Origin of the sequence: Paenalicyclobacillus macrosporangiidus, from assembly GCF_900116805.1 — a bacterium.
GTDB lineage: Bacteria > Bacillota > Bacilli > Alicyclobacillales > Alicyclobacillaceae > Alicyclobacillus_H > Alicyclobacillus_H macrosporangiidus.
Genome location: NZ_FPBV01000013.1, coordinates 36,700 through 62,870, shown reverse-complemented (window position 1 = coordinate 62,870; position 26,171 = coordinate 36,700). Strand labels below are relative to the sequence as shown.

Sequence of the window (26,171 nt, the reverse complement as noted above, 5' to 3'; positions counted from 1 at the left end):
AGTTTATGCGCTCTCGGCGCCGTCCAGCCCCAGCGCGGACGCGACGCGTGTCAGCGCCTCCGTGACAAAGCGGATGTGTTCGTCCAGGTCGACGCCCAGTTCCTCGGCGCCGCGGTACACGTCCTCGCGGTTGACGCCCTTCGCGAACGCCTTGTCCTTGAGCTTCTTCTTCACGCTCTTGACCTCGACGTCCGCGATATTTCGCGTCGGCCGCACCATCGCCACCGCCATGATGAACCCGCACAGCTCGTCGCAGGCGTACAGCGCCTGCGCCATCCGGGTGTTGCGGGGCAGGTGGTTGTAGTCCGCATGCGCCTGAATCGCGTAGATCACGTCCTCCGGATAACCGAGCTCCCGCAGGATGCGTGCTCCGACGATGGTGTGCTCGTGCGGCATGCCGGGATAGCGCTCGTAGTCGAAGTCGTGGAGGAGCCCCGTGATGCCCCATTTCTCCACGTCTTCCCCGAATTTCTCCGCGTAGGCCCGCATCGCCGCCTCGACGGCGTACGCGTGCCTGCGCAGGGACTCGCTCTGGGTGTACTCGTGCAGCAACGCCAACGCTTCCTCGCGCGTCTTCACGCCTGAAACACCTCCGTCTGGATCAATGGATACAACGGTTTCAAAGCTCGAAACGCCTCTTTCACCGCGTCCGCAAAGGCCGCGGGTCCCATCGCCACCGTCTGCGCCCGGGCAAAGGTCACGCCCGTGAGCAACTCGCCCTGGCGCGTGTCGAGCCGGTCCGCCAGCCGCAACAGGCCCGCCTCGTCCACCGTGGCGGCCGGGATGGCGTGCGGATCCGTGTGATCCGGAATCCACACGAAGTGCCCGGGTATTGCTGCCACCACCTCGGCCGCGTGCGCGCGCAGTTGCGCCGCGAAGCGGGCGCGATGGGGCGACTCGCTGATCAGCCCGAAGGTGGCGAATGCGTGCGTGCGCCACACGCCGATTTGGAAATGCGGGTGCTTCTTGTATCCGCGCCGATCCGCGGCGAACGCCACCCAGCTGTCCTCGGGCGGATTCACCGTGCGACGGGCGTGCTTCGCCACATGCGCGTACATGGGCTCTTCGAGCAGGTCGCTGAGAAACGCCGCGAAGTCCCGCCCCAACTGCTCCAGCTTCGGCCGCAGGGTGCGCTTGAGGGCATCCATGCGCGCCTCCAGCCCGGGCACCTCGAAGACCGCGAAATCCTCGTCCGTGAATCCAACAAACTCCATATCCCTCCGGACCCTGCCTCGCCGCGGCGAGCCGGCGGCCGGGCCTTCGCCTCCTTTCCAAGCGCCGTTCCCCCATCCGGGGGGAGCCGTTCGGGTCTCCGCCTTTCATTGTACCGGTTTTCGCAATCCAATAGACAACTCCCCGGGATGACCCGGCCGTCCACCGGCGAGGACGGCCCAAGGGAGGCGCGCCTCGCAACTGTTTTACTCGCTAAACATCTTGTCCCGGACCCAGGACAGGGTTAGAATGGGTTCGATCCGGTTCACCCTGGAGGAGGCCCGTGATGCAAGCGCTGACCCGTTTTTCCCTGCGCAATCCTGTCGCTGTGTTGTTGTTGGCCGTGCTCGTGATCGCCGGAGGGATCCTGTCCGCCCTGCGGCTCAACGAAGAGCTGATGCCGGACATCGCCCTGCCGGTGATCGCGGTCATCACCCCCTATCCGGGTGCATCGCCCGAGGAAGTGGCGGACCATGTCAGCCAACCGATAGAAGACGCCCTGCGCGGACTGGGGGACGTCAAAAACGTCACCTCCGTCTCCATGCAGAACGTGTCCGAGGTGGAGCTGGAGCTGAATCTCAACTCCAATCTGGATGACGTCCAGCAGAAGGTGCACGAGGCGCTCCAGCAGATGAAACTCCCTGACGGGACGATGACCCCCACCGTGCAGAAGTTCTCTTTCAACGCGCAGCCGGTCGTGTACTTCACCGTGGCGTCGGACCGGCAGGACGACCGCGCCCTGCGCGACGCCGTTCACGATGTCATCGTCCCCGCCCTGCAAGGCGTTCCCGGCGTCGCCTCCGTCCAGACGGCGGGCGGCGCGCCGGATGAGGTGCGCATCCAGGTGTCCCAGGACAAGCTGCGGCAGCACCACCTGACCCTGGAACAGGTCCTGCAGGCCATCCAGGCGTCCAATGTGACGATGCCGCTGGGTACCGCCACCCTGAGCGGCCAAGTGCAAGCGGTCCAGATGGCGGGGGCTGTGCGAAGCCTGGACGACATCCGCAACATCCGCATCCCCCTGCCGGCCGATCCCTCCGCCGGGCTGTCGGCCATCGGCGAAAGCATCGGCCAGATGGGGCAGGCCGTCGGTCAGGTCGGCCAAGCGGTGGGTCAGGTGGCGCAGGGCCTGGGACAGGTCGGCCAAGGGCTCGCGGTGGTGCAGGGCGAGACGCAGCTCCTCGCCGCCCTTCAGCAGATCCAGGGTCAGATCTGGGGCACCCAATTGGCGCTCGCCCAAGAGCAGGCCCGTCCACCGGGCTCCCAGGACCCGCAGCGCGTGGCCGAGTTGACCGCGGCCCTGCAGGCGCTTCAGCGGGAACAGGACGCGCTCAACCAGCGCCTGAAGTCCCTGCAGGGGCAGCTTCCGCCGGCCTCCGCCGGTTCGCCGCCGCCGTCCGCCGCCCCCAGCGTCCCTGCGGCACCGCCGGCGGTCAAGAACACGTCCGGCCCTTCGTCCCTCGATTCCGTGCGCCTCGGGGACATCGCCGACGTGACGCTGGCGCCGCCCCGTGACGGCGCCATCAACCGGACCAACGGCCAGCCCAGTGTGATGGTCAGCGTCCTCAAAGCGGAGGACGCCAACACCGTCCAGATGGCCGACGGCGTCAACGCGCAGTTGGCGGAACTGGCCAAGCGGCTGCCCGCAGGCGTGCACATCGTGCCCCTGTTCGACTCGTCCACCATGATCCGTTCGTCCATCGGCGGCATGTTGCGCGAGGCGGTGCTCGGGGCCCTGTTTGCCGCCGCCGTCATCCTGCTGTTCCTGCGCAACTGGCGGACGACGGTCATCGCCGTGGTGTCCATACCGCTGTCCCTGATGTGCGCCATCATCCTCCTGCATCGGCTGGACATCACGCTGAACATCATGACCCTCGGCGGCATGGCCGTCGCCACCGGCCGGGTCGTGGACGACAGCATCGTCGTGATTGAAAACATCCACCGCCACTGGCGACAGCGCCGCGGTGAAGGCAAGGCACTCGCCCTCGCCGCCACGCGCGAGGTGGGGGCGGCTATCACCGCCTCCACCATCACCACCATCGCCGTGTTCCTGCCGCTCGGGTTTGTCAGCGGGATCGTCGGCAAGATCTTCTTGCCCTTCGCGCTCACGGTGGTCTGCGCGCTGGCCAGTTCGCTGTTGGTCGCGTTGACGGTGGTGCCGCTCTTGGCCTGGCTGCTGGTGCTGAGGGCCCCGGGCGCGCGCGAGGCGGACGGTCAGGGGGCAGAAGGAGCGCAGGACCGGACGGAGGAGACCGCCTTGGAAAGGTCCTCTGCGGTGCCGGCGCAGGCGGGATTCACCGGCGGCCAGCGCGCCCTCCGGCCGTGGCAGCGCACCTATCAGCGCTTCCTGAACGCATGCCTCAACCACAAGGCCGCGGTGCTGACCGTCACGGCGGCGGCCTTCGCAGGCTCGGTGCTGATTCTGCCCTTGGCGGGCAGCACCTTCATCCCGGAATCCCGGGAGAAATTCGCCACCATCCAGGTGGAGATGCCCGTCGGCACGCCGCGGGACGCCACCGATGCGAAAGCGCGCCAGGTGGAACAGGTGGTGCGCTCGTTCGGAGACACCGTGCAGCAGATGAACACGCAGGTCGGTTCCGACGCCGGACAGACGGACTCGGACGGAAGCGTGCGCGGCACCAACACCGCCAGCTTCTTCCTCGAGCTGAAGCCGGACACGGACGTGCCCGCGTTCGTCGCCCAGCTGCGGGATAAGTTGAAGGCCATCGCGCCGCCCGCCGACATTCAGGTGAAGGAGCTCATCCTGGGCGGCGCCAGCGGATCGTTCGGCGTCGTCGTCACCGGTCCGAACCCGGACCACATCGCCCAGGCCGCGGCTGCCATCACCAGCGCACTGGGCGGCCTCCCGGGGCTCGCCAACGTCCAGAACAACCTGGCGCGCACCCAACCGCAGGTGAACATCCAACCCGACCCGGCCAAGGCCGCGCCGTACGGGCTGACCGCCTACGCCATCGCCTCGCAGGTGCGCGCCGCGCTCGCCGGGGAGGACGCCGGACAGGCGACCCTCGACGGCCGAACGTACAACGTCGTGCTGACACTGCAGGGCTCGCACGCCCCTCAGAAGCTGGAGGACATCCGCTCGTTCCAGCTGGAGACGCCGACCGGCCAGCGCGTGGCCCTGTCCGACGTCGCCACCGTTCACGAGGTCCAGGCGCCGGTGACGGTGCTGCACCGCAATGGGGCCGGGTTCGCCGAGGTCACCGGGGACTTCACCGACCAGGACACCGGGCGCACCACGAAGCTGGCGATGCAGCGCATTCAGTCGCTGGGGCTGCCGGCGGATGTCGACATCCAACTGGGCGGAGACGCCCAGGAACAGAACGAGAGCTTCCGCCAGTTGGTGCAGGCCACCCTCATCGCGGCGGGCCTCGTGTACCTCGTGATGCTGGTGTCGTTCGGCGAATGGACCGCGCCGTTCGCCATCCTGTTCTCCATGCCGGTGGCGCTCATCGGCGCCTTCGCGGGGACCGTCATCGCCCGACAGCCGGTCAGTGTCTCGTCCCTCATCGGCATCCTGATGCTGATGGGCATCGTCGTGACCAACGCCATTGTTCTGGTGGATCGCGTGGAACGCCAGCGCCGGCAGGGCCTCGGCGTGCGGGAAGCCCTGCTCGAAGCGGGCACCACGCGCCTGCGGCCCATCCTGATGACGGCCATCGCCACCATCTGCGCCCTCATCCCGCTGGCACTCGGCTTTGCCGAGGGGGCGTTGATCTCCCAGGGATTGGCGGTGGTGGTCATCGGCGGGCTTCTCAGCTCCACGGCGCTCACCCTCGTGGTTGTGCCCGTGGTGTACGAGATCCTGCACCGGCGGGCGCGGCGGCAGGAGTCCCTGGCGATGCGCCCGAACTTCGGCTGACGCGCGCGGCGGCCGCCTGACGGCGGAGGATGCGGTCGATCCGGTGGCGCAGGTGATCCGCCACCTCGCGCCACCGCGCCGCCTCTTCATCCGCCACTCGGGCCAGCGCCGACGCGCGCGCCCACGCCTCCCACGCCCAGCGGGCCGCCGCCTCCAAGTCGCCGGCGCGGTGCTCGTAGTGCTTCGCCAGTTCCACCAGAGGCGGGACCGCGTGCGGATACGCCTCCGCGAGCTGCGTCCAGATGCCCACCGCCTCCGCCCATTCCCCGTGCCGCTTGTGAAACAGGCTTTTCAGCCACCGGGCCTCGTAACCGGCGTCCGGGCTCGCGGCCGCTCCCGTGTAGCAGCGGGCGGCGAGATCGTACGCCTGCCACGCGTCATACCAACGGGCGAGCGCCAGCCACTCCTCTGCCCCACGCGCCGGCTCGCGCCCCGCCAACAGGTCGGCCACGACCACCAGCAGGACCGCGAGGCTGCAGACGTCGGCGGCATTGTGCTCGAACACCGGTTCCACCCAGTCCGCCCTGCCATCCTCCAGCCACGCGAAGTAGCGCGCAGGCGCCTCGCGGCCCGGGAGATCGCCCGAGCGGTGAATGCCGAGCACCCCGGCTTCCACCTCGGCCAGGGCGACCCGGCCGAGGCGTCTGCGCCACAGGCGGCGGCTGGCATGGATGAGGTCCGCGTGCGCGGCCGCCACCCGGGGCAGCCGCCAGAGGGCGAGCCGCGCCTGCAGGAGCGGCCAGTCGAACGACTTGCCATTGAAGGTCACCACCACGCTCCCGGGCGCGAAGTGATCGGCGGTGAGCGCCGTGAGCAGGTCGGGTTCACCGGTGTGATCGGCCAAGAAGTACTGATGCACGGCCAGCTCGTCGCCCTCGATGCGGGCGACGGCATGCAGGAAGGGGACGTTTCCCGCCCCCTGCCCGAGGCCGGTGGTCTCCGTGTCGTAGAAGCGCAACCGCTCCGCCGGCAGCTCGTCCACACCGAGGGCGCGCGCCGCCGCGGACAGATCGCACCGCGCCAGGTCGGCGAACTGTCGCCGGCCGTGCACGGTCAGCAGGTCGTAGCGCAAGGTCCGGTACCAGACGCCCCCGGAGGGATCCACCGGGCGAAATCCGAGCGCCCACAGGCCCTCCGAGGACGCCGCCCCCGTGGCGCCCGCCGCGGGCGCCGTCCCGGCCCCCGGCGGCGCAGCCGATTCACGGACGATGTCTCCGCCTGGACGAGGGGCCGTCCCCGTTGCCGCCTCCCCGGGGGTCGCAGCGCCGCCATCTGCGGCCTGTGATCCCGCCGCATCTCCGCCGTCCGCCCCGTCCGGCGTGGCCTCCGGGCGGCGTCCGACGGATCGCTCCAAAGCCGCCAAGCGCTCCAACAGGGATCTCGCCATCCGCTCCCCCTCCGTTCAATCGGACGCCTCGGCGGTGCGGGTTTCGTCAATGAGGCGCAGCACCAGGGCCTTCGCCGCGCGGTCGCCGCGCCCCGGCCCGATGCACGACGGGCAGCCGGCCTCGCACGGGCAGTCGGCCACCATGGCGCGGGCGATGGAAAGAACCGGATCCGCGTCGCGGAACACCCGCTCCGCCAGGCCGACGCCGCCCGGATAAGCGTCGTACAGATAGAGCGTCGGCTGGCCGTCCAGCGGATCGCGCACCTCGGCCGCCCAGTGCAGGTCGCCGATGGCGCACATGCAGTGCAGGGCGGCGGCGTGGCGCAGGACATGCGCGAGACCCATCAGGGCCGTCTCCCACCGCTCGTTGTCCCACGGGATGCTCCGCTTGTCCCACCGGCACCAGTAGCCGACGGTATGCAGCTCCGCTTCGGGCAAGTGGATCTTGCCCCAGCCGAGGTTCTCGTGCGTGTCGAATTTGATCTTCTTGAACAGGGTCGGCACCGCATTGACCATCAGCTCGCCCGTGTGGTGCCGGGCCGCGGCGCCGGCCGGCTTGTCCGCCAGCACGTCGAGCACCTGCAACCGCACCGCCAGCTCGGCGTCCGTGTAGTAATCCACATCCACCTGGCGAACGTACGCCTTGCCGTTTTCGAGGTCCAACCGCTCGACCTGGTAGGGCCGCGATTGATGCAGGTAGATGGCCTCCTCGTGCAGTGTCGTCAGCGCGCTGAAGCGGTCCGTCTCGCCGATGACCTGCGGCCGCGCGGCCGTCTGGTCGATGATCACCACGTTGTCCTGTGCCGCGCTGCGCAACGAGACGCTATGGCTCGGCAAGGCGTCGGACATCCAGAAGTACCGCCCGTCGCGGCCCTGGTGCAGGACGCGGTGGTGGGCCAGGTATTCCAGCAGCTCGCCCGTCGTCTCCACCCCGAACCGCTCCTCGGGCGCAAAGGGCAGCTCGTACGCCGCACACTTGAGGTGGTCGGTGAGGATGAGCAGGTTTTCCGGGTACAGCCGCGCTGCCTCCGGCACCCCCTCGAGGATGTGCTCCGGGTGCTGGACCATGTACTGGTCAATGGCGGAGGCGTTCGCGATGAACAGCGCCAACGACACCCCATGACGACGCCCCGCGCGGCCGCTCTGCTGGCGGAACGAGGCGATGGTGCCCGGGTACCCGACGGTGATGGACGCCTCCAGGCTGCCGATGTCGACCCCGAGTTCCAACGCGTTGGTGCTGACCACCCCGAGGATTTCGCCGTCGCGCAACCCCCGCTCAATTCGCCGCCGTTCGTTCGGCAGATACCCGCCTCGGTAGCCAAAGACGCGATCGCGCAGCCGCTCCGGCACATCCGACTTCCAGTAGGTGGCCAGCAGCTCCACCTGGGTGCGGGTCTTGACGAAGGCGATGGTCGAAATGCCTTCCCGCACCAGGCGGGTCCCGAACCGGCGCGCTTCGAGCAGCGAGGACCGGCGAAGACCGAGCTCCGGCTGGACGAGGGGCGGGTTATAGAAGACCGTGTGGCGCTCCCCCTGGGGCGCGCCCGATTGGTCCACCACCGCCACCTCCTCCCCGGTCAGCTCGGCGGCGAGTTCCCCCGGATTGGCGATGGTGGCCGAACAGAGGATGAAGACGGGGCGACTCCCGTAATGCCGGCAGATGCGGCGCAGACGCCGCAGCACGTTGGCCACGTGGCTGCCGAAGACCCCGCGATAGATGTGCGCCTCGTCAATCACGATGAAGCGCAGGTTCTCGAACAACCGCAGCCACTTGGTGTGGTGCGGCAGGATGGCGGCGTGCAGCATGTCGGGATTGGTGACGACGATGTGCCCCGCCTCCCGGATGCGCTGGCGCGCATGCAGCGGCGTGTCGCCGTCGTACGTGAACGACTGCACCGGCGAAGGCAGATGCCCGCACAGCTCGTGGAGTTCTGCCACCTGGTCCTGGGACAGGGCCTTGGTGGGGAACAGGTACAAGGCACGCGCCGCAGGGTCCTTCAGGATGGTGTCGATGACCGGCAGGTTGTAGCACAGCGTCTTCCCGCTGGCGGTGGGGGTGACGACCATCGTGTGCCGGCCGGCGTGGACCGCCTCCAACGCCTCCGCCTGGTGCGCGTACAGTTGCCGGATGCCCCGGGCTTGCAGCGCGGCGCGCAGGTCCGCGTGCACCCAGTCCGGTACGGCGCGAAACCGCGCGATGCGCGCAGGTTCCACGTGCCAGTGGGCGACGTTTCGCATCATCTCCGGTGTCCGGCGCCACTCGTCGAGCAGTGTGGCGAGGTTCATAGACTGCCTGCTCCCCCCTTCGCTATCAAATGATTCTCCGCAGACGGGCGAACTCCTGTTCGCCGGATCCAGCCTGAAGCCGGAGCCCCCTAGGGCTCCGGGCCGAGCCGATCCCTACGATTTTTTCGGCAGCGAGGTCACGTTCCCGCAGGTCGCTCATAGGATGATCCTGAGAATGCTAACCCGCGTGGCCGTATGAATCTCGTACACGCTGGACATAAAGTATAGTACCGAGATAAGGGAGGAATTTCCTTGACCAGCGCAGAGAAGTGGATCACCCGTTCCGATGCATGGACGCCAGAGGATGACGAACGACTGGCGGCGATTGTCCTGCAGCACATTCGCACCGGCAGCACGCAGCTGCGCGCGTTCGATCAAGCGGCCGCCGAACTCGGCCGGACCGCGGCGGCGTGCGGGTACCGCTGGAACGGTGTGCTGCGCAAACACCGCCGTGAGGAGATAGAAGCCGCGAAACAGGAGCGCAAAGCCGCGCAGAAATCGGCTTCGACGCGCACCGGCGGCTCATCGGCGGGCCGCAGTCACGCGGTGACGGCGACATCCTCCTCGTCCATGCGGGAAGTCATTCTCTTCTTACAGACGTATGACGAGCAGTACCAGCACCTGCGCCGGCAGGTGGCGCAACTGGAGCAGGAGAAGGGCCAACTGGAGCAGCGCGTGCAGGAACTGGAGGCCCTGCTCCAACGGCAGCCGGCCCTGGAGAACGGACCCCTGACTCCCGAACAGTTGGCGGAGGATTCCCGGACCTTGTTCGCCATCATGGAGCGGGCGCGCAAGCTGTTGGAAGCCGACGCCAACAAGGCGACGGAGTGAGGGCCCGTTCGGTAAGCGAAGCGAACGGACCTTGCCGGTTTTGCGCCAGTCGGGTCAACTCTTCGGCCGCCGCCAGGGCGGCCTCGATCCAAGCGGACGGGTATTCCGGGCGGCGGGCTTCGAACTGGTCGGCGTCGAGCAGCCTCACGCCGGAGGCATCCACGTACACGTCCAGGTCCAGGTCGTGAAACCGGACGGTCCGCGCCGCGGCGTCGTACACCGGAGGTGTGATCACGTTGCAGTAATATTCGGTCCCCTCCGGTTTGCACAGCCGGAACACCTGGTAGTACCGATCCGGCCAAAAGAGCGCCACCACAGGATACCCGCTCGACCACGAACGCCCATCCGCCTCCAGGACGGACGCCCCGGGCGGGATCCGGAACACCCACGGCTCCGCCGTCTCCTCCGCGCGTGTCCAAGTGCGGTGCGGGAGGCCGTTCCCCCGCAGGCTGACGAGCTTCACCGCGAAGGCTCCCCCTTCCCGCCCGGCGCCGGGTCCGGTTCCTGGGCCGGTTCCTTCTCCACCTCCGGGATCGGCAGAAAGTCGACCAACAGGCGGATGCGCAGCAGCGATTTGATCCCAATCAACACAATTGGGCCGAGGAACAGGCCCAACACGCCCATCAGCTTCATCCCCACATACAGGGCGAACAGCGTGGACAGGGTGTCGAGCCCGACAGAATCGGCGAGGATCTTGGGTTCCACCAGGTGGCGGATGAGCGAGATGGCGAGCTGGATCACCAGTACCTTGAGGGCCAACGCCACGTCGCCAATCAGCAGGGCGCCGAGCATCCACGGCACGGTCATGATGGCCGACCCGACGACGGGCACCAGGCCGGTGATGCCGAACAGGATACCGAGGATGACCGCGTATTTGATGCCCGCGATCCACATGCCGATCACGCCGAGCACCGCGGACATCAGCATCAGCACCACCTGCACGCGCAGGCTGCCGAGAAACGCGCGCATCATGTCGCCCGCCACGACCTGGACCTTGTCCCCCCACCCCGGCGGCAGCAGGCGCAGGAATCCGCGGACCATCCGTTCCCGGTTGACGAGCATGAAAAACGTGGCAATCAGCGCCACGGCGGTGACGAACAGCGACTCCGGCAGCTTGGTCACCGAGTCAATCACCCAACTGGCCAGACCGGAGAAGAACGTTTCCACCGACGTGACCGCTTCCGACGCGGCGGATTCAATCTGGTTGGTGACGCTGGGCGGCAACTGGCCATACCAAGCCCGTCCGAGTTCAATCTGCCGGGCCAGCCACGCCTGCACCTCGTTGAAATACATGGGGACGCTCGAGGACCACAACGCCGCCTCCCGGGCGACCTGCACCACGACGTAGATGGAGAGGGCGACGAACAGGAGGACGATGCCCGCCATCACCACCGAGACCGCCAGCGTCCGCGGCATGCCGCGGCCCTCCAGCCAGCGCACCAACGGCCACAGCAGGATGGCGAAAAATGCCCCCGTGACGAACGGGAGGATGTACGGCATCAGCCAGACGAACAACAAGACCGTGATGCTGACCAGGCAAAGCAGGGAGACGACTTCGACGAGCCGCCACAGGTACCGTTTCATCAACGCTTGTTGGCGCGGTGACGCCACCTTTGAGTCCCGCCCTTTCCGTCCAGCCGGTGAGCGTGGAGGATCCTCCGCTGCAGCGCGTTCAGCGCCGCATCCGCGCGGAGATTTCACCGAGGCCGTTTGAGGATGCGCCGTTTGGCGACAAACCCAGCCGCCGCCAGCGCGACGGCCAACACGAACCACGCGGCCGCCCATGCGCCCCGTTCCGACGCCAGAGAGGCGCTTCCGGCGGCAAAACAGGCCATGGTCGCGATCGCGAGAAAGAAGTACGCGACCTTCGCTGTCCGAGACACTCGCACCGCTCCCATCGGCGGTCCGGAAGCGGCAGACGCCCGCCTCCGGCCGCTCAGTGTGCCAAAGGTTCCACAACAGGATGATACCACAAAAAACAAGCCGCCTCGTTCCGGCGGGCAGGTTCTCCGATTTTCCGGTTTCATCTGAATGCGCCGGCCTGGGTGCCAGGACGCCCGGGACGCGGCGTGATCCGCCTCAAATGCGACCGTGCTGGTTCAGGCGCTGACGAAACTCGGCAGCTCCCGGCTCACCACCTGCCAGGCCTGTTCCGGGTGGAACGCCAGCAATACCCGATGCGCCCCGCAGCGGCTGTAGATGGCCCGGCGCTGCGCGTCGTGCGTCACCACCAGGACATTCGGCACGCCGGCGTCATGCAGCGCCTGCACAATCAGCGCCGTGCGCACCAAATCCCCCGGATCGTGGACCAGGGCGGCGTCAAACCCCTCGTCCGCCACCGCGCGGCGAACGTCCGCCCGGTGGCCCTGCACCTTCAACACGTCCTCGCCAAACCACCGGACCAAACGCAGGCGGTATTCGTCAAAGCAGTCGAGCACGCGCACTTCGAGCCCGCGCTGCTTGCTCCTGGCGACATACATGCGTGACTCCTCACCGAATGCCGCAATCAAGATCTTCGCCATCACAGGCGGTCACCACCCGAACATGATAGCGCTTACATCCACATTATACACCGGCACCCCGGAAGTGGCTAGAGGGATGCACCGGGGCATGGCCACAGGATGCGAAAGACATCATCGGGATTCGGCAGCGGGAGAGCCGGACGGAACACCGGTCCCGCGCAGGCGCTCCAGGCTGGCGGCCAGGGCCTGTCCGTATCGGAATGCCTCCTCCCGGGCCCGTCTCGGATCCCCGGCGGCCACCGCGTCGTACAGCGCCCGGCAGAAGGAAGTCCCCGGGCCGCGATCCCGGTTGGCCAGCCGGATGACGCTGCGCAACCCCTCCTGCAGGACGCGCACGACGTTCTCCAGCAACACGTTGTCGGCGCATGCGGCGAGGCACACGTGAAAGGCCAATTCGGCCGCCACCGCCTCTTCTTCATCCGCAAGCGCGCACTCGAGCCGGAACAGGGCCTGGGCCAAGCCCGCCAGGCGCTGCGCCTCCGACCGTTCGGCGGCCGCCGCCGCGGCACCTGCCAGCACCACCGTCTGCAGTTCCACCAATTGCCGCGCGTCGCTGAGCGACAACAGGACGGCGGCATCCAGCGGCTCCATCCACATCTCGACGGAAGCCGTGCGCACGAACGTGCCGTCCCCGTGGCGGAACTCTATCAACCCCTGTCCGCGCAACGCGCTCAGCGCCTCCCGCACGGTGGCCCGGCTGCACCCGAACTGCTCCGCCAACGCTCCCAACGGCGGCAACCTGTCGCCGGGCCTCAACAAGCCCTGTTCAATCTGGCTTCGGATGGCGTTCGCGATGCGGTGGTACAACTTCAGCTCCAGCGTCCTTCGCTGCTCGGCCACCCTGGCCACCTCCACGCCAGTCAAGTTCGGCGGGAGACCGGCGAAATCCTGCGCTCCGCGCCAGGTTCGGAGGCAGGCCCGGACGCGAGGGATACCGAATCGGCCTGTTCCGCGTCCCGGAGGGCCGACGACGACGGGCGGGGGCGTCTCCGCGACCGCCCCCGCCCGTTCGGCTGCATCCCTCCGCCGGTTCAGGAACCTTTGACGACGATGTTGACCAGGCGGCCGGGCACGTAGATCTCCTTGACCACCTGCTTGCCATGGATCCACTCGGCCAACTCCGGCAGCGCGCGCGCGGCCGCCAAAACCTGGTCCTGGGAGGCGTCCGCAGGCACCACCACGCGGGCGCGCACGCGTCCGTTGACCTGCACCGCAATCTCCACCTCGTCGTCCTTCAACCACTTCTCGTCATATTCCGGCCACCGGGCGGTGAACACCGATTCCTGATGGCCCAGCCGTTCCCACAGCTCTTCGCCCAGATGCGGGGCGAAGGGGGCGATGGTCACGGCCAGGGTCTCCAGCGTGGCGCGGTCCAACCCGTCCTTGGCCTCCTCGCTCAACTGGTTCACATACTCCATGAACGCGCTGACGGCCGTGTTCAACCGGAAGCTCTCCATCCGCTCCGTCAGCGACGCGATGAAGCGGTGACGCAGTTTCTCCAGCGCCGGCCGGGTGGGACACGGGGCGTCCACGTGAGTCATCACCAGACGGTACAGGCGGCCGAGGAACCGGCTGACCCCCTCCAGGCCGTTGGTGCTCCACTCCGCATCGTCCTCCGGCGGGCCGACGAACAGCTCGTACATGCGCAGCGCATCCACGCCGTGCTCGGCGATGATGTCGTCCGGGTTGACCACGTTGCCCTTGGACTTGCTCATCTTCGCGCCGCCCAAGGTCAGCATCCCCTGGTTGAACAGGTGCTGGAACGGCTCGTCGAAGTCAATCAGCCCGAGGTCGTGGATCACCTTCGTGAAAAAGCGCGCGTACAGCAGATGCAGCACCGCGTGTTCCACGCCGCCGATGTACATGTCGACCGGCAGCCAGGCGTTCGCCTTTTCGCGCGAGAACGGCTCCCGGTCGTTGTGCGGATCCGGGTACCGCAAAAAGTACCAACTCGATCCCGCCCACTGCGGCATGGTGTCCGTCTCCCGCCGCGCCGGACCGCCGCATTTCGGGCACGTGGTGTTCACGAACGACTCGATGGCCGCCAGCGGCGACTCGCCCGTCCCCGTGGGCTCGTACCGCTCCACGTCCGGCAGCCGCACCGGCAACTGCTCGACCGGCACCGGCAGCGTGCCGCAGCGGTCGCAGTAAATGATGGGGATGGGCTCGCCCCAGTAGCGCTGGCGCGCGAACACCCAGTCGCGCATCCGGTACGTCACCGCCGCCTCGCCAATGCCGCGCTCCTTCAGCAGGTCGACGATGGCCTTCTTCGCTGCCTCGTTGTCCATGCCGTCGAACGGCCCCGAGTTGACCAGCCGGCCCGGTCCCGTGTACAGGGCGGGGCGTCCGTCCGCCCCTTCCGCCGGGTTCGATCCGCTCGCCTCCGCATCCCCTTCCGCCGGCGCGACGACCTGCACAATCGGGAGACCGAACGCCACGGCGAACTCGTAGTCCCGCTCGTCGTGGGCCGGCACCGCCATGATGGCGCCCGTGCCGTAGTCCATGAGCACGTAGTCCGCAATCCAGATGGGGATCTTCTCTCCCGTCAACGGATGCACCGCATACGCGCCCGTGAACTCGCCTGTCTTCGTCTTGTCCACAATCTGGCGCGCCACCGACGACTTCTTCAACGTCTCGCGGACGTACGCCTCCACCGCCTCCCGCCGGTCGGGCGTAGTGATCCGCTCCACCAACGGGTGCTCGGGCGCCAGCACCATGTACGTCGCCCCGTACAGCGTGTCCGGCCGGGTGGTGAACACCTCAATCTCGGCGCCCTCCACCCCGTGCACGGCGAAGCGGATGCGCGCCCCCTCGCTGCGGCCGATCCAGTTGGCCTGCATGCGCTTGACCTTGTCCGGCCAATCCAGGTCCTTGAGATCCTCGAGCAGCCGGTCGGCGTAGGCCGTGATGCGCAGCATCCACTGGTTCATCTCTTTCTTGGTGACCTCGGACCCGCAGCGCTCGCACGTGCCGTCAATCACCTCTTCGTTCGCCAGTCCCGTCTTGCAGCTCGGGCACCAGTTGATGGGCATCTTCTTGCGGTAGGCCAGGCCCCGCTCGAACATCTTCACGAAGAAGAACTGGGTCCATTTGTAGTACTCCGGATCGCTGGTGTTGATCTCGCGATCCCAGTCGTACATGGCGCCGATCTCCTGGAGCTGGCGCTTGAAGTTGGCGATGTTGTTGGCGGTCGACACCGCCGGGTGGATGCCCAGCTTGATGGCCGCGTTCTCCGCCGGCAGCCCAAAGGCGTCCCACCCCATCGGATGCAGCACATTGTATCCCTGCAAGGTCTTGTACCGGCTCCACACGTCGGAGATGGTGTAACCCCGCCAGTGCCCGACGTGCAGGCCGCTGCCCGACGGGTACGGGAACATGTCCAGGCAATAATACTTCGGCCGCGGGCTGTTCTCGTCCACCTTGTGCGCCCGCGTCTCCTCCCAGCGGCGCCGCCATTTCCGCTCCAGCTCATGCGGGCGGTACTCCGGCTGCGCGCGTCCCGCGCCCGCCGCCTCGTCCAGGTGGTTGTGCGTCGTGACCTGCTGCCTCGTTGTCAACGTCCCTGCCTCCATTTCCTCCGGTAAAATCCAAACGCCTCCCGTCCAGGTTAGGACGAGAGGCGCATCCCGCGGTACCACCCAACTTGACCCTCCTGACGAGGGCCCACTCCAGCCGATAACGCGGGCCGCGGCCCGCGGTACGGTGACGGCTTCCCGCGGGCACCTCAGAAACGAGTTCACGGCGCCGGTCCGTCCGGTTCGCACCCGCCACCGGCTCTCTGCACGGGCGGCCGCCGCTACTGCTTTCCATCATCGGTTTTCACCGGATCGCATCCCATGATCCGCTTGTCAATTCGATTGTTGATTATTATAGAACGTGCCGCCGGAAGCGGCAAGGGGCACGCCCTCGTCCGGCGTGCCCCCGCGGTGTGCCCCCGCCGGGGTCACCGCCGGTCGGACTGCAGGATGCCGAACAGCCGCAGCACGAACAGGAACAGGTTGACGAAGTCCACGTACAGGGACAGGACCACCCACGGGACCATCTCATCGGACAGCCCCAGGTGGACCATGCGGTTGACGTCGAACAGCACATACCCGACGAACACCGCGATCCCGAGGACCGAGTACACCAGCCCCATCGTGCTGGAGAACGGCAGGAACAGGGAGACCAGCCCCATGATCAAGAGCGCCAGCAGCCCGATGAACAGAAAGCCGCCGAGGAACGTGAAGTCGAAGCTCGACCGCGACGCCACCGCCGCCGCGACCAAAAACGCCGCGGCACTCACGGCCAGCGCCTTGACGACGGGCGCCGGTCCGATGTTCACCAGGTAAAAGTTGATGGGCTGCCACAGCGCAGCTCCGAACACGAAGGTGAACGCCAGGACGAACGGCATGCCCACGGCGCGCCTGCGCTGAATGAACATGGCGGCCACGAGCATCACCAATCCCACCAGCAGTAAGATGCCGCTGACCGCCGGCGGCATGTAGCTCCCCGCGTACACGCCGGCCGACCCCGTCAAAAGGCTTAGAAACAAACCGAAAAACACGCGGCTCATCACGTGGTTGCGCGTCATCACGTACGTCTGCATCTCACCCACACCCTTTCACGATAGCGTCGCATGCAACGCCCTCCACACCAATTTTTCATAGACGCGCGGCCACGGCAACTCCCCCAACACCTCCCGCGGGACCACGCGGTATTTCTCCGCATCCACCGCGGCTGCCGGGATCGCTTCCGCCGGCCGAAACAGGCGCACCGACCACTCGAGGTGCGTGAAGATGTGTCGCTCCTGCGCCACCTCGACGAATGCAGGGGAGATTTCGTCCGCGACCGGAAACACGCTGTGCAAGTGCCGGATGAGGGCCTCTTGCGGGACCGAACGGTCGGCCGAGGCGTCTTCCTCCTCCCATTCGACGGCCGGAAGCTGCCACAGCCCTCCCAGCAGTCCATCGCGCGGGCGCTGTTCCACCACCACCCCCGCCTCCGTCTCGCACCACAGGGCGAGCACCGTCACCTTCTTTCGCGGCCGTTTCGGTACGCGCTTGGGCAGCGCCTCCGCCGTACCCGCCCGGTGGGCCGCACAGCCGTCCCGGACCGGACACTCGGTGCAACGGGGCGATCGCGGGGTACAGACGACCGCCCCCAACTCCATGAGGGCCTGCGTCAATACGGCGGGTTGAGCTTCCTGAAGCCAGGCGCCGACCTGGCGCTCGACGGTCCGGCGCACCTCGGGGAGATCCACCGGCTTGTGCACGTTGTGCAGACGCGCCCACACGCGGAGCACGTTGCCATCCACCGCCGGCACGGGTTGATTGAACGCGATGCTGAACACCGCGCCCGCCGTGTACGGCCCGACGCCCGGCAGCGTGCGAAACCGTTCGACTTGCTCCGGGATTTGGCCGCCGTACCGCTCGGCGACCTGTTTTGCCGCACGGTGCAGGTTGCGGGCGCGGCTGTAGTAACCCAATCCTTGCCACAGCTTGAGGACTTCCTCCTCGGAGGCGGCGGCCAGCGCGCGGATGTCCGGAAACCGTTCGAGAAACGCATGATAGTACGGGATGACCGTCTCCACGCGGGTCTGCTGCAGCATCGTCTCACTGACCCAGATGCGGTACGGATCCTGCGTCTCCCGCCATGGCAGACGGCGGTGATGGCGTTCGTACCACATGGACAGGATATGAGAGAACGGCCATCCCTTTGCCATGCCGGCCAAGGGCGCCGGCAAAACCGGTTCGAGCATGTTTCACGCTCCTGTGGATCATCTTTTCCTCGGTCCCGGGGCCATAAACCGGGTGGAGTGCACGGCCTTCGGGATGGACACACTAGCAGACGGGAGGTGCTGGCCATGTGGGAACTCGTCGACGGGATGGCTGAACGCGTGCGCCATCGCGTGATGCCCAGACGCCGCAACGGGATGAACACCGTGACCGCGATGGTCGTCGGTGCGAGCGTCGGCATCGCGCTGTGGGAAGCCGTTCGGCGCAGCCGCCTCGGCGTCAGCGGGAACATGAGCGCGGCCGCCGCGGAGACGGCGCGGGAGGTCATGGATAGTCTCGAGGAATGATGACACCCCATCCGGGTGTGCCACACGTCAGCGGGGGAGGCGGCGCCGGACGCCTCCCTTTCCCATGTCACAGGTGGCGCCGGTTCGCCCCGTACTTCTGCTTCCAGACGGCATACGACAATTTGCTCCGCTTCATCGCGTCGACAAACCGCTGGGTATTCTCCAACACCCGTTTCGCCTCGGCCGTACTCAGGTGCCGCGCTGCCACGGCAGCGCCGAACTCCTCCAGGTCGATGACATGATAGTAGGACCGCTCGTAGATCAGGACGTCCACGTACATATCCTCGACGTAGATGTAGTCCTGGTCCTCCCACACTTTGACCAGATCGACATAGTGATCGAACCGCAGCCGCGGGTGTTTCACCGGTGCACCGTGGTTCAGGCAGGTGCTCACGCCGATGCCCCAAGCCGGGTAGATCTCGCGCAACTGGTGCGTGTACCCCTTCTCGAGCGCCGGACGCCGCATCGTGATGCACCCGGGACGGCGAACCAACCGGTCGTAGGTGAACGGTTCGTCGCTGCGGTCGATGCCGCGGTCCTCCCGTTTGTGCAGTCTCTGAACCCGGCCTGGTCGCAACGTCATGCCCCTCGCCCTTCCCTCCTGCGAGCGTGAACGTAAGGTCCGCTCTCTAGCGTACCACGACCACGACAGGGGAAACAAGGAAGGGGAACGGGGACGCCGACGTTCATGTCCCCGGGTGCCCCCCGACGCGCCACGGGTGCGTGTACACGTGGAATCCCTGACCCCGGGCAAAACCGATGGTGGTGATGTTCAGCGTTTCCGCGATGTCGAGGGCGAGGGCGGTGGGCGCCGATTTGGCGATCACGATGCCCGCCCCCATCTTGGCCACCTTGAGCAGGACCTCCGACGACAACCGGCCGCTGAACGCGACGACATGGCCGGCCACATCCCGTCCGGATCGGAACACGTGGCCGTACAGCTTGTCGAGCGCGTTGTGCCGCCCGATGTCCACGCGGGAGAGCTCCAGGCGCTCCGGGGTGCAGAGGCCGGCGGCGTGCACCCCTCCGGTCACGTGCCACAGGCTCGCCGAGGCTTCCAATTCGCGCATGAGCGTGACGACCTGAGAGGGTTGGATGCGCACCGGATCGTCCACGCGCTTGGCCGTATGGGCGTCGTTGTAGTAGTAGAACATCTGCCGCCCCTTGCCACAGCAAGAGGCGATGTACCGCTTGTTGTAAAACGCCTGGTTGAAATTGACGTCCGTCGAGGTGCGCACCCGCGCCGTGCCGCGGAAACGGCTGATGACCAGGTCCTGCACCTGGCCCATATGGCGGATGACGCCTTCCGAAGCGAGGAACCCGATGACCAGGTCCTCCATGTACTCGGGTGTACAGACGACGGTGGCCATCTCCTGATCATTGACGAACACCGTCAACGCGTACTCTGTGGCCACTTCGTCCTCTCGCACCGAGAAGTCCCCGCCGTCGTAATGCAGGATCCGGCGCCGCGTGTGCAGGGGCAGGCCTTCGCCCGCCCCAGGAGATGCCGTGCTCATCCCGTTTCTCCCGGCCCCTGCGCCGGATTCCGCAGCGCGCGCCCCACCGCCTTCAGCAGCGCCAATCCTGCGGCCAGCCCGGCCGCCACGTCCGGGTCCTTCAACTGACGGAGCAACTCAAACACCCCCGCCGGCCTGGCCGCGGCGGCGGCGTGGGCGGCCGCCTCCAGTCCGCCCGCCACACCGCCCAGCACCCGCGCCAGCGCATCCGAATCCAACTGCCCCAGCGACGACACGGCCAGGGAGAGGTTGCGAAGACCCGTCGCGGTGCCCGGGCCATCGAGTTGCTCGGCCAGGATGCCGAGCACCCGGTCGCCCCGTACGAACAGCGCCGTGAGCAGCTGCAACACCTCCCGGTCGTGCATCGCCTGCAGCAGGCGAAGCCCTTCTTCCACCGCGTCCGCGTGGTCCGCCGCCGCGTGCAGCAATCCTTCCAATCGTTCGCTCTGCAGATCCGCCTCCGTGGGCTCGGGACGAATCCACGTGGTCACCGGTTTTGCCATCTCCCCGCCCCCCAGGTTAAGGTTGGCCAACCAACGGCTGATAATCCGGACGAGCCCACTTTTTCTCCACCTGCACGCCCGGGAGCGGCCGAGGCCTGCCGAGGCGGAAGTTGCCCCGCGCAATGGGCGGCCGCCCCTGGTTGCCGACGGGCTCCAGACGGACCTTCATGTCCTTGAACGCGGGGGTGTGCGTGTCCTTGTCGGCCGCCGAGCTGGTCAACAGATTCACCGCAGCCTCGACCGAATTCATCGGGATGTAGATCTCCTTGCCCGACACCCGGTCGGTCACGGTCGCGCGCAGCTTCACCGCGCCATAGGGCGAGACAACGCGCACCCAGTCGCCGTCCTGAATCCCCCGCTCGGTCGCCAGTTCCCGGGAGATCTCCACCCACGCGTCCGGCACCTTCTGCCGGATGCCCGGCACACGGTAGGTGAGGTTCCCCTCGTGGAAATGCTCCAGCATGCGGCCATTGTTCAGGTGGATGTCGTACTCCGGCGGCAACGCCAGGGTGGGCGTCCAGTCGACCGGGTACAGCCTGGCCTTGCCGTCCGGCAGCGGGAATCCGTCGGTGTACAGCAGCGGCGTGTCCGTCCCGTCCGCCCGCACAGGCCACTGCAGGCTCCCGTACCCTTCCAGCGGCGCGTAGGCCGCGCCCTTCATCAGTTCCGTGATGCCGCAGGCCTCCTCAAAGATCTCCTGCGGCGACCGGTAGTTCCAGTTGGCCCCCAGGCGATTGGCCAGGTCCTGGATCACCTGCCAGTCGGGGCGGGTGTCGCCGAGCGGATCGAGCGCGCGGTAGAGGCGTTGGATGCGCCGCTCGGTGTTGGTGAACGTCCCCTCCTTCTCCAGGCTCGGACACGCCGGCAAGATGACGTCGGCGTACTGGGCCGTCTTCGTGAAGAAGACCTCCTGCACCACGAAGAACTCCAGTTTCTCCAGGGCCGCCTGGACGTAGTTGGCGTTCGAGTCGACCACCGCGATGTCCTCGCCCACCAGGTACATGGCCTTGAGCCGCCCGTCGTGGATGGCGTCGATCATCTGGTGGTTGTCCAGGCCCGGGTTCGTCGGCAGCGAAACGCCCCAGGCGCGCTCCCACTTCTCGCGCACCGCCGGATCGGCCACCCGCTCGTAGCCGGGGAAGAAGGCCGGGGCGCAGCCGAAGTCACCCGCACCCTGGACGTTGTTGTGCCCGCGCAGCGGATACGCGCCCGTGCCGGGCCGGCCGACGTTCCCGGTGATCAACAGCAGGTTGCAGATGGCGGTGCTCGTGTCCGCCCCGCCCAACTGCTGCGTCACGCCCATCGCCCAGCAGATGCAGACGGACTTGGCGTCCATCACCATCTCGGCGGCGCGGATCAATGCGTCCTTCGGGATGCCAGTCACTTCCTCGGCGTACTCGAGTGTGAACTTCTCCAAGGACGCCACGTACGCGTCGAACCCGTTCACCCGCTGCCGGATGAACGCCTCGTCGGCGCGCCCCTGATCCAGGATGTACTTGGTCACCGCACTCAACCACACCAGGTCCGTACCGGGCCGCGGATGCAGATGGAGGTCGGCCCGCCGCGCCATGTCATTGCGGCGCAGGTCCGCGACAATCAATTTCTGCCCGCGTTTCTTGTGCGCCCGCCGGATGCGCGTGGCGAGCACCGGATGGGACTCCGCCGTGTTGGCCCCGACGATGATGACCAGATCCGCCTGCTCGATATCGCGGATGGAGCCCGAGTCCCCGCCATAACCCATGGTCCGGCGCAAGGCCTCCGTCGCCGGCGCCTGGCAGTACCGGGAGCAGTTGTCGATGTTGTTCGTGTGCATGACCGCCCGCGCCAGTTTTTGCATCAAGTAATTTTCCTCATTGGTGCACTTGGAGGAGGCGATGAACGCCAGGGCGTCGTCTCCGTCGCGCAAACGGATCTCCCGGAGCCGGCGGGCGACGTAGTCGAGCGCCTCGTCCCACGACACCGGCTCGAAAGCGTCGCCGCGCCGGATCAACGGTTGCAGGATGCGGTCCGGGCTGTTCACCCAATCCCAGCCGAACTTGCCCTTGACGCAGGTGGAGATTTGATTGACCGGAGCCTCCATCCGCGGCTCAATCTTGAGGATCTTGCGCCCTTTCGTCCACACGTCGAACGCGCATCCGACGCCGCAGTACGTGCACACCGTCTTCGTCTTCTGGATGCGCGCCTCGCGCAGTTCCGCCTCCACCTCCGACAGGGCGAACACCTGCGTGTAACTCGTCTCCACTTTCTTCGTGACGGAGATCAGCCGGTCGAGCACCGGCCGGTCGATCCCGGTGAGGTATCCCGCCTCGCCCAACATCGACTTCTCCATCAGGGCGTTGCACGGGCAGACGGTGACGCAATGGCCGCAGGAGACGCACGACGACTCGTTGATGGGCACGTCGTCGTCCCAGATGACGCGCGGGCGCTCCCGCTCCCAGTCGATGGACAGGACCTCGCTGACCTGCAAGTTCTGGCACGCCTCCACGCAGCGGCCGCAGAGGATGCACTGGTCCGGATCGTACCGGTAAAACGGGTTGGAATCGTCCACCGGGTACGGTTTGGGCTCGAACGGGTACGCCTGGTGCTCAATCTCCATCCGCACCGCCGTGTTGTGCAGGGTGCAGTTGCCGTTGTTGTTGTCGCACACTGTGCAGTACAGCTCGTGATTGCGCAGCAGGCGGTCCATCGCCTCCTTGCGGGCCCGCCGCGCCGCCACCGCCTTCGTGCGCACCCGCATGCCTGCCTGCACCGGGGTCGCACAGGTGCGCACCAACCGGCCGTCCACCTCCGCCAGACACGTGTCGCAGGTCTCTATGGGCCCGAGCGCCGGATGGTAGCACACGTGCGGGAAGCCCGCTTCCTCCTGGAGGATGGCGGACAGCAGGAGATCGCCTTCCCGGGCCTGCACGGCCCTGCCGTCGATCTCGATCTCCACGGTTTGCTCAAGCGCTTTCACTTCCATACCCCTTCCCCCTCTCCCGTCGTTGCGGGCTCAGGTGCGGCTCGTCTCCGCTGCCGTCGGCACGGAGACCGGCTTGCCCGGCACCCTCAGCAGGGTGTACCAGTAGGCCGTCGCGACGAACAACCAACCGCCGATGGCGTTGCCGATGAACGCGCCGATCCACTCCACGATGGTCTGGCCCCACGTCACATGGGCGCCGACGAAGATCCCCGCGGGCAGGAAGAACATGTTGGCCACCACGTGCTGAAACCCGATGGCGACGAATCCCATGATGGGAAACCAGATGCCGAAGATCTTGCCCACGATGTCCCGCGCGCCGAGCGCCAACCACACCGCCAGGCACACCAACCAGTTGCATCCGATGGCCGACATGATGGTGGCGAAGAACGGGAGACTGGCTTTCGATACCGCGATGGCGATGGTGGCCTTGTCGTACGGCGCGGCCGTGAGCATCTTGGCCAAGACCCCGAAGCCGTACGCCACGAACAACGACCCGACGAGATTGCCGATGGTCACCCAGAGCCAGTTGTACACCAGGCCGCCGATGCCGATGCGCCGCTCGTGCAGCGCCATGGGCACCGTCATCATGTTGCCCGTCAACAGCTCCCCGCCCGCAATCACGACAAACATCAGACCAATCGGGAAGACCGCCCCGCCGATAAGCGACTTCAACGTCCCCCACTGGTCCGGGAGCCCTGCGGTCACCCGAATGTCGAACAGTGCCCCCAAAGCGATGAACGCGCCAGCGAGAAAACCGAGGATCAACAGTTTGCCGATCCCGTACTTTGTCTTCTCTTCCCCCGCCTGAGCCGCCAGACGCGCGATTTCGGCCGGGGACAAAAAGTTTGCGGCCGCCATAGCATCGCCTCCCCCAAGAATCCGCGCCAAATTTTAAATAAATTAGAACATTGGCGCCATATGTAATATAGATCACATCCGCCGGGTAGGCAATCTGTTCCGGGCCTGGACACGTGTGCCCAGACGCTTCGGCCGGCGGACGCGCAGACGCTTGCGGCGCGCACGCAGCCTCAGCCAGATCCAGCCCCCCGGCAACGCCATCGCCCCGAGGCCCGCAGCAATCCACGACAACGGCACGGCGGCCACCGGTCTGGCGTACGTTAGAGAGCTCGGCGTGTGCCCCTCAATCACGACAAATCGCCCGTCCGCGTCAAACAATCGTTCGGTCGGCGGCAACAGGACGGTCTGCCCGCCGTTGTAGAACTTCAGGTACCCCTCTTCGTCCTGCCCGCCGTACCGCCACTCCCCGATCACCGGCTCCCCGATGGTCACCTCGTGATAGAGCGGATTGGCAGAGGTCAGCGGCAGCAGGATCCGATACAGTTCAAACAGGGCCGCCGCGCCCAGCACGGCGAGCACAAGCCACCCCCGGCGCAGACGGGCCCGGGTGCGCGGGCGAAAACGGCTGCTCACGGCGGACGCCCCCCTCGGCCATCCTCTCCCTACAGAGGTATGAAACGTCCGCCGGACAAAGAACCCGCCCGGCGGCCTGTCTCCAGGTCCCGGGCGGGTCGAGACACACGGCCCCGGCAGGCACGCCACCGCGTCTGCCGGGGCCCCGGAATGTCCATGCGCACCCCCTGCCGTGGGGCGCGCTTCGTCAACTCTCCTTGGAGATCATCTCACTCAGCTTGTCGACGGCCTGTTCCGCGTCCGATCCTTCCGCCTTGATGACAATCTCCTGGCCGTTGGCGATGGCCAGCGACATGATGCCCATGATGCTCTTGGCGTTGACCGACTTGCCGTCCTTCTCGACGTAGATCTCGCTGGAAAACCGATTGGCCTCTTGCACAAAGAGGGCGGCCGGACGCGCCAACAGACCTGTGCGCAGCCGAACCACCATCTTCCGCTCCACCATCGAAAGCGCCTCCTCTCCGCCGCGGTCCCGGGACACCCCGTGGACACCACCCTGGTTGGGGAAAGTATACCATGTCCGCCCCCGCGGTCCAATATGGGAATCCGGCCGCTCGCGAGGATCACGGACCTCCGCAGCCCATCCGCAGGTCCCCTGCACCCCTCTCGGCGCGCGGTGCGTGGAACGCCCGCGTGCGGAGAAGGGTCACTCCCCCGCCCGCAGGCGGTCCGCGATCTCCTGCAGCTTGCGGAAGCGGTGATTGAGGCCCGACTTGGTGACCCGGTGGCCCATCCGCTGCGCCAGTTCCTGCAGGTTCGTCTCCGGATACTGCAGCCGCAGCTGGGCCGCCTCGCGGAGTTTGTCGGGCAGATGCTCCAACCCCATCCGCTCGTCAATGAGGCGGATGGCGTCCAGCTGGCGGACCGCGGCCGTGATGGTCTTGTTCATGTTGGCCGTCTCGCAGTTGACCAGGCGGTTGACCTGGTTGCGCATCCCCTTCATGATGCGTACGTCCTCGAACTTCAGCAGCGCCTGATGGGCGCCGATGACGCTGAGAAACTCGACAATCTTCTCGCCTTCCTTGAGATAGACCACGTATCCCCGCTTGCGGGCGATGACTTTGGCGTGCAGCCCGTACTCGTTCATCCGCCGCCGGATGACGTTCGCCTGCTCGGGTGTCTGACAGCTGATCTCCAGATGATAAGAGGGGCTGCCCGGATCGTTGACCGATCCCGCGGCCAAGAACGCCCCCCGCAAAAAGGCCCTGCGGCAACAGGCGCGCGGCCGCCCCGGCTCGGCCAGGCTGAACCCTCCGGCGTCGCCGGGCGCCAAGCCGAGGCTCCTCCACACCGCCTCCGCGCCCGCCGGCACCCGCACCGCATAGACGTTGTTCTTCTTGAGCCGCATCTTTTTCCGCACCAACACCTCCGGATGCAGGTCAAACAGCTCCCGCAAGAGGGTGTAGATGCGCCGGGCCGTCGCCACGTTCTCCGTCTGCACGGTCAGACCGGTGCGGCCGTCGCCCGGGCTGCCGGCGCCGTTGAGCAGCACCATCGCCTGCAGTTCCGCGCGCCGGCAGCACGGCGCCTCCTGGATCAACGTCAACTCCTTCTTCGTCTGGGCCGCGAATGACAA

At 66.9% G+C, this 26,171-nt stretch carries 23 protein-coding genes and 1 other annotated feature; of the genes, 3 read left to right on the top strand and 20 right to left on the bottom strand.

The genetic code is table 11. The features are described 5' to 3' along the window. Nucleotides 1–3 precede the first annotated feature (3 nt). Together BM357_RS11710 and BM357_RS11705 are read right to left on the bottom strand one after the other, a co-directional pair. Complete coding sequence (locus tag BM357_RS11710) at nt 4–579, bottom strand: HDIG domain-containing metalloprotein (RefSeq protein ID WP_074953396.1); 576 nt, start codon at nt 577–579, stop codon at nt 4–6. Then, on the bottom strand, nt 576–1,214 hold the full coding sequence (locus tag BM357_RS11705) for a DUF1054 domain-containing protein (protein ID WP_074953393.1): 639 nt from the start codon (nt 1,212–1,214) through the stop codon (nt 576–578). The genes BM357_RS11710 and BM357_RS11705 overlap by 4 nt, the downstream gene beginning before the upstream one ends. A 284-nt stretch (nt 1,215–1,498) precedes the next feature. Between BM357_RS11705 and BM357_RS11700 the strand changes: the two genes are divergently transcribed. Continuing rightward, nucleotides 1,499–5,092, top strand: a complete 3,594-nt coding sequence (locus tag BM357_RS11700; RefSeq protein WP_074953390.1) for an efflux RND transporter permease subunit — start codon at nt 1,499–1,501, stop codon at nt 5,090–5,092. On the opposite strand, the gene BM357_RS11695 is transcribed toward BM357_RS11700, so the two are convergent. Both BM357_RS11695 and BM357_RS11690 read right to left on the bottom strand, forming a co-directional pair. Then, entirely contained in the window at nt 5,001–6,479 is a 1,479-nt protein-coding gene (locus BM357_RS11695) for a ribonuclease H-like domain-containing protein (protein ID WP_074953387.1), read from the bottom strand. The two genes, BM357_RS11700 and BM357_RS11695, sit on opposite strands and share 92 nt — an antisense overlap. A gap of 15 nt (nt 6,480–6,494) precedes the next feature. After that, a complete protein-coding gene (locus BM357_RS11690) occupies nt 6,495–8,765 on the bottom strand; it encodes a DEAD/DEAH box helicase (RefSeq protein WP_074953384.1) in 2,271 nt (756 codons plus the stop codon). Between the two features lie 252 nt (nt 8,766–9,017). Here BM357_RS11690 and BM357_RS11685 point away from each other — a divergent pair, with 252 nt between their 5' ends. After that, nucleotides 9,018–9,596 (top strand): RsfA family transcriptional regulator, encoded by a 579-nt coding sequence (locus tag BM357_RS11685; protein ID WP_083430451.1) that lies wholly within the window; start codon nt 9,018–9,020, stop codon nt 9,594–9,596. Here BM357_RS11685 and BM357_RS11680 read toward each other — a convergent pair. From BM357_RS11680 to mutY, 8 genes are all read right to left on the bottom strand, one after another. Next, entirely contained in the window at nt 9,541–10,059 is a 519-nt protein-coding gene (locus BM357_RS11680) for a DUF402 domain-containing protein (protein WP_074953381.1), read from the bottom strand. The two genes, BM357_RS11685 and BM357_RS11680, sit on opposite strands and share 56 nt — an antisense overlap. Further along, a complete protein-coding gene (gene ytvI / locus BM357_RS11675; protein ID WP_245783969.1) occupies nt 10,056–11,207 on the bottom strand; it encodes a sporulation integral membrane protein YtvI in 1,152 nt (383 codons plus the stop codon). Before ytvI ends, BM357_RS11680 begins: the two co-directional genes overlap by 4 nt. An 86-nt stretch (nt 11,208–11,293) precedes the next feature. Further along, on the bottom strand, nt 11,294–11,479 hold the full coding sequence (locus BM357_RS11670; protein WP_139234691.1) for a hypothetical protein: 186 nt from the start codon (nt 11,477–11,479) through the stop codon (nt 11,294–11,296). Between the two features lie 216 nt (nt 11,480–11,695). Continuing rightward, nucleotides 11,696–12,121, bottom strand: coding sequence for a hypothetical protein (locus BM357_RS11665; protein ID WP_074953374.1), 426 nt, complete (start codon nt 12,119–12,121; stop codon nt 11,696–11,698). A 108-nt stretch (nt 12,122–12,229) separates the two neighbouring features. After that, nucleotides 12,230–12,958, bottom strand: coding sequence for a FadR/GntR family transcriptional regulator (locus BM357_RS11660; RefSeq protein ID WP_245783968.1), 729 nt, complete (start codon nt 12,956–12,958; stop codon nt 12,230–12,232). A gap of 191 nt (nt 12,959–13,149) precedes the next feature. Next, nucleotides 13,150–15,639, bottom strand: a complete 2,490-nt coding sequence (leuS, locus tag BM357_RS11655) for a leucine--tRNA ligase (RefSeq protein ID WP_245783972.1) — start codon at nt 15,637–15,639, stop codon at nt 13,150–13,152. Nucleotides 15,640–15,723: 84 nt separating this feature from the next. Beyond that, nucleotides 15,724–15,940, bottom strand: a binding site (T-box leader). 121 nt (nt 15,941–16,061) lie between these two features. Beyond that, nucleotides 16,062–16,706, bottom strand: a complete 645-nt coding sequence (locus BM357_RS11650) for a Bax inhibitor-1/YccA family protein (protein ID WP_074953371.1) — start codon at nt 16,704–16,706, stop codon at nt 16,062–16,064. Between the two features lie 15 nt (nt 16,707–16,721). Further along, nucleotides 16,722–17,858, bottom strand: coding sequence for an A/G-specific adenine glycosylase (mutY, locus tag BM357_RS11645; protein WP_083430448.1), 1,137 nt, complete (start codon nt 17,856–17,858; stop codon nt 16,722–16,724). Nucleotides 17,859–17,963: 105 nt separating this feature from the next. On the opposite strand from mutY, the gene BM357_RS11640 reads away from it, so the two are divergent. After that, complete coding sequence (locus tag BM357_RS11640; protein WP_074953368.1) at nt 17,964–18,182, top strand: hypothetical protein; 219 nt, start codon at nt 17,964–17,966, stop codon at nt 18,180–18,182. 67 nt (nt 18,183–18,249) lie between these two features. Here BM357_RS11640 and BM357_RS11635 read toward each other — a convergent pair whose 3' ends face one another. The 8 genes from BM357_RS11635 to whiA form a co-directional block, all read right to left on the bottom strand. Further along, nucleotides 18,250–18,765 (bottom strand): ribonuclease FAU-1 family protein, encoded by a 516-nt coding sequence (locus BM357_RS11635; protein WP_029422642.1) that lies wholly within the window; start codon nt 18,763–18,765, stop codon nt 18,250–18,252. 103 nt (nt 18,766–18,868) lie between these two features. Beyond that, entirely contained in the window at nt 18,869–19,699 is an 831-nt protein-coding gene (gene fdhD / locus BM357_RS11630) for a formate dehydrogenase accessory sulfurtransferase FdhD (RefSeq protein ID WP_074953365.1), read from the bottom strand. Then, a complete protein-coding gene (locus tag BM357_RS11625; protein ID WP_074953362.1) occupies nt 19,696–20,202 on the bottom strand; it encodes a helical membrane plugin domain-containing protein in 507 nt (168 codons plus the stop codon). Before BM357_RS11625 ends, fdhD begins: the two co-directional genes overlap by 4 nt. A 16-nt stretch (nt 20,203–20,218) precedes the next feature. After that, the gene (gene fdhF, locus BM357_RS11620) at nt 20,219–23,164 is read right to left on the bottom strand and encodes a formate dehydrogenase subunit alpha (RefSeq protein WP_074953358.1); all 2,946 of its coding nucleotides are present in this window, start codon (nt 23,162–23,164) and stop codon (nt 20,219–20,221) included. A 30-nt stretch (nt 23,165–23,194) separates the two neighbouring features. Further along, on the bottom strand, nt 23,195–24,022 hold the full coding sequence (locus BM357_RS11615) for a formate/nitrite transporter family protein (RefSeq protein ID WP_083430447.1): 828 nt from the start codon (nt 24,020–24,022) through the stop codon (nt 23,195–23,197). 72 nt (nt 24,023–24,094) lie between these two features. Further along, on the bottom strand, nt 24,095–24,595 hold the full coding sequence (locus BM357_RS11610) for a hypothetical protein (protein WP_074953356.1): 501 nt from the start codon (nt 24,593–24,595) through the stop codon (nt 24,095–24,097). Nucleotides 24,596–24,782: 187 nt separating this feature from the next. Beyond that, nucleotides 24,783–25,040 (bottom strand): HPr family phosphocarrier protein, encoded by a 258-nt coding sequence (locus BM357_RS11605; protein WP_074953353.1) that lies wholly within the window; start codon nt 25,038–25,040, stop codon nt 24,783–24,785. 201 nt (nt 25,041–25,241) lie between these two features. Next, complete coding sequence (whiA, locus tag BM357_RS11600) at nt 25,242–26,171, bottom strand: DNA-binding protein WhiA (protein ID WP_074953350.1); 930 nt, start codon at nt 26,169–26,171, stop codon at nt 25,242–25,244.

Coding starts and splice junctions, on each gene's coding strand:
- BM357_RS11705 (WP_074953393.1), bottom strand. CDS start 1,214: ATGGAGTTTGTTGGATTCACGGACGAGGATTTCGCGGTCTTCGAGGTG.
- BM357_RS11700 (WP_074953390.1), top strand. CDS start 1,499: ATGCAAGCGCTGACCCGTTTTTCCCTGCGCAATCCTGTCGCTGTGTTG.
- BM357_RS11695 (WP_074953387.1), bottom strand. CDS start 6,479: ATGGCGAGATCCCTGTTGGAGCGCTTGGCGGCTTTGGAGCGATCCGTC.
- BM357_RS11690 (WP_074953384.1), bottom strand. CDS start 8,765: ATGAACCTCGCCACACTGCTCGACGAGTGGCGCCGGACACCGGAGATG.
- BM357_RS11650 (WP_074953371.1), bottom strand. CDS start 16,706: ATGCAGACGTACGTGATGACGCGCAACCACGTGATGAGCCGCGTGTTT.
- mutY (WP_083430448.1), bottom strand. CDS start 17,858: ATGCTCGAACCGGTTTTGCCGGCGCCCTTGGCCGGCATGGCAAAGGGA.
- BM357_RS11640 (WP_074953368.1), top strand. CDS start 17,964: ATGTGGGAACTCGTCGACGGGATGGCTGAACGCGTGCGCCATCGCGTG.
- BM357_RS11635 (WP_029422642.1), bottom strand. CDS start 18,765: ATGACGTTGCGACCAGGCCGGGTTCAGAGACTGCACAAACGGGAGGAC.
- fdhD (WP_074953365.1), bottom strand. CDS start 19,699: ATGAGCACGGCATCTCCTGGGGCGGGCGAAGGCCTGCCCCTGCACACG.
- BM357_RS11625 (WP_074953362.1), bottom strand. CDS start 20,202: ATGGCAAAACCGGTGACCACGTGGATTCGTCCCGAGCCCACGGAGGCG.
- fdhF (WP_074953358.1), bottom strand. CDS start 23,164: ATGGAAGTGAAAGCGCTTGAGCAAACCGTGGAGATCGAGATCGACGGC.
- BM357_RS11615 (WP_083430447.1), bottom strand. CDS start 24,022: ATGGCGGCCGCAAACTTTTTGTCCCCGGCCGAAATCGCGCGTCTGGCG.
- BM357_RS11605 (WP_074953353.1), bottom strand. CDS start 25,040: ATGGTGGAGCGGAAGATGGTGGTTCGGCTGCGCACAGGTCTGTTGGCG.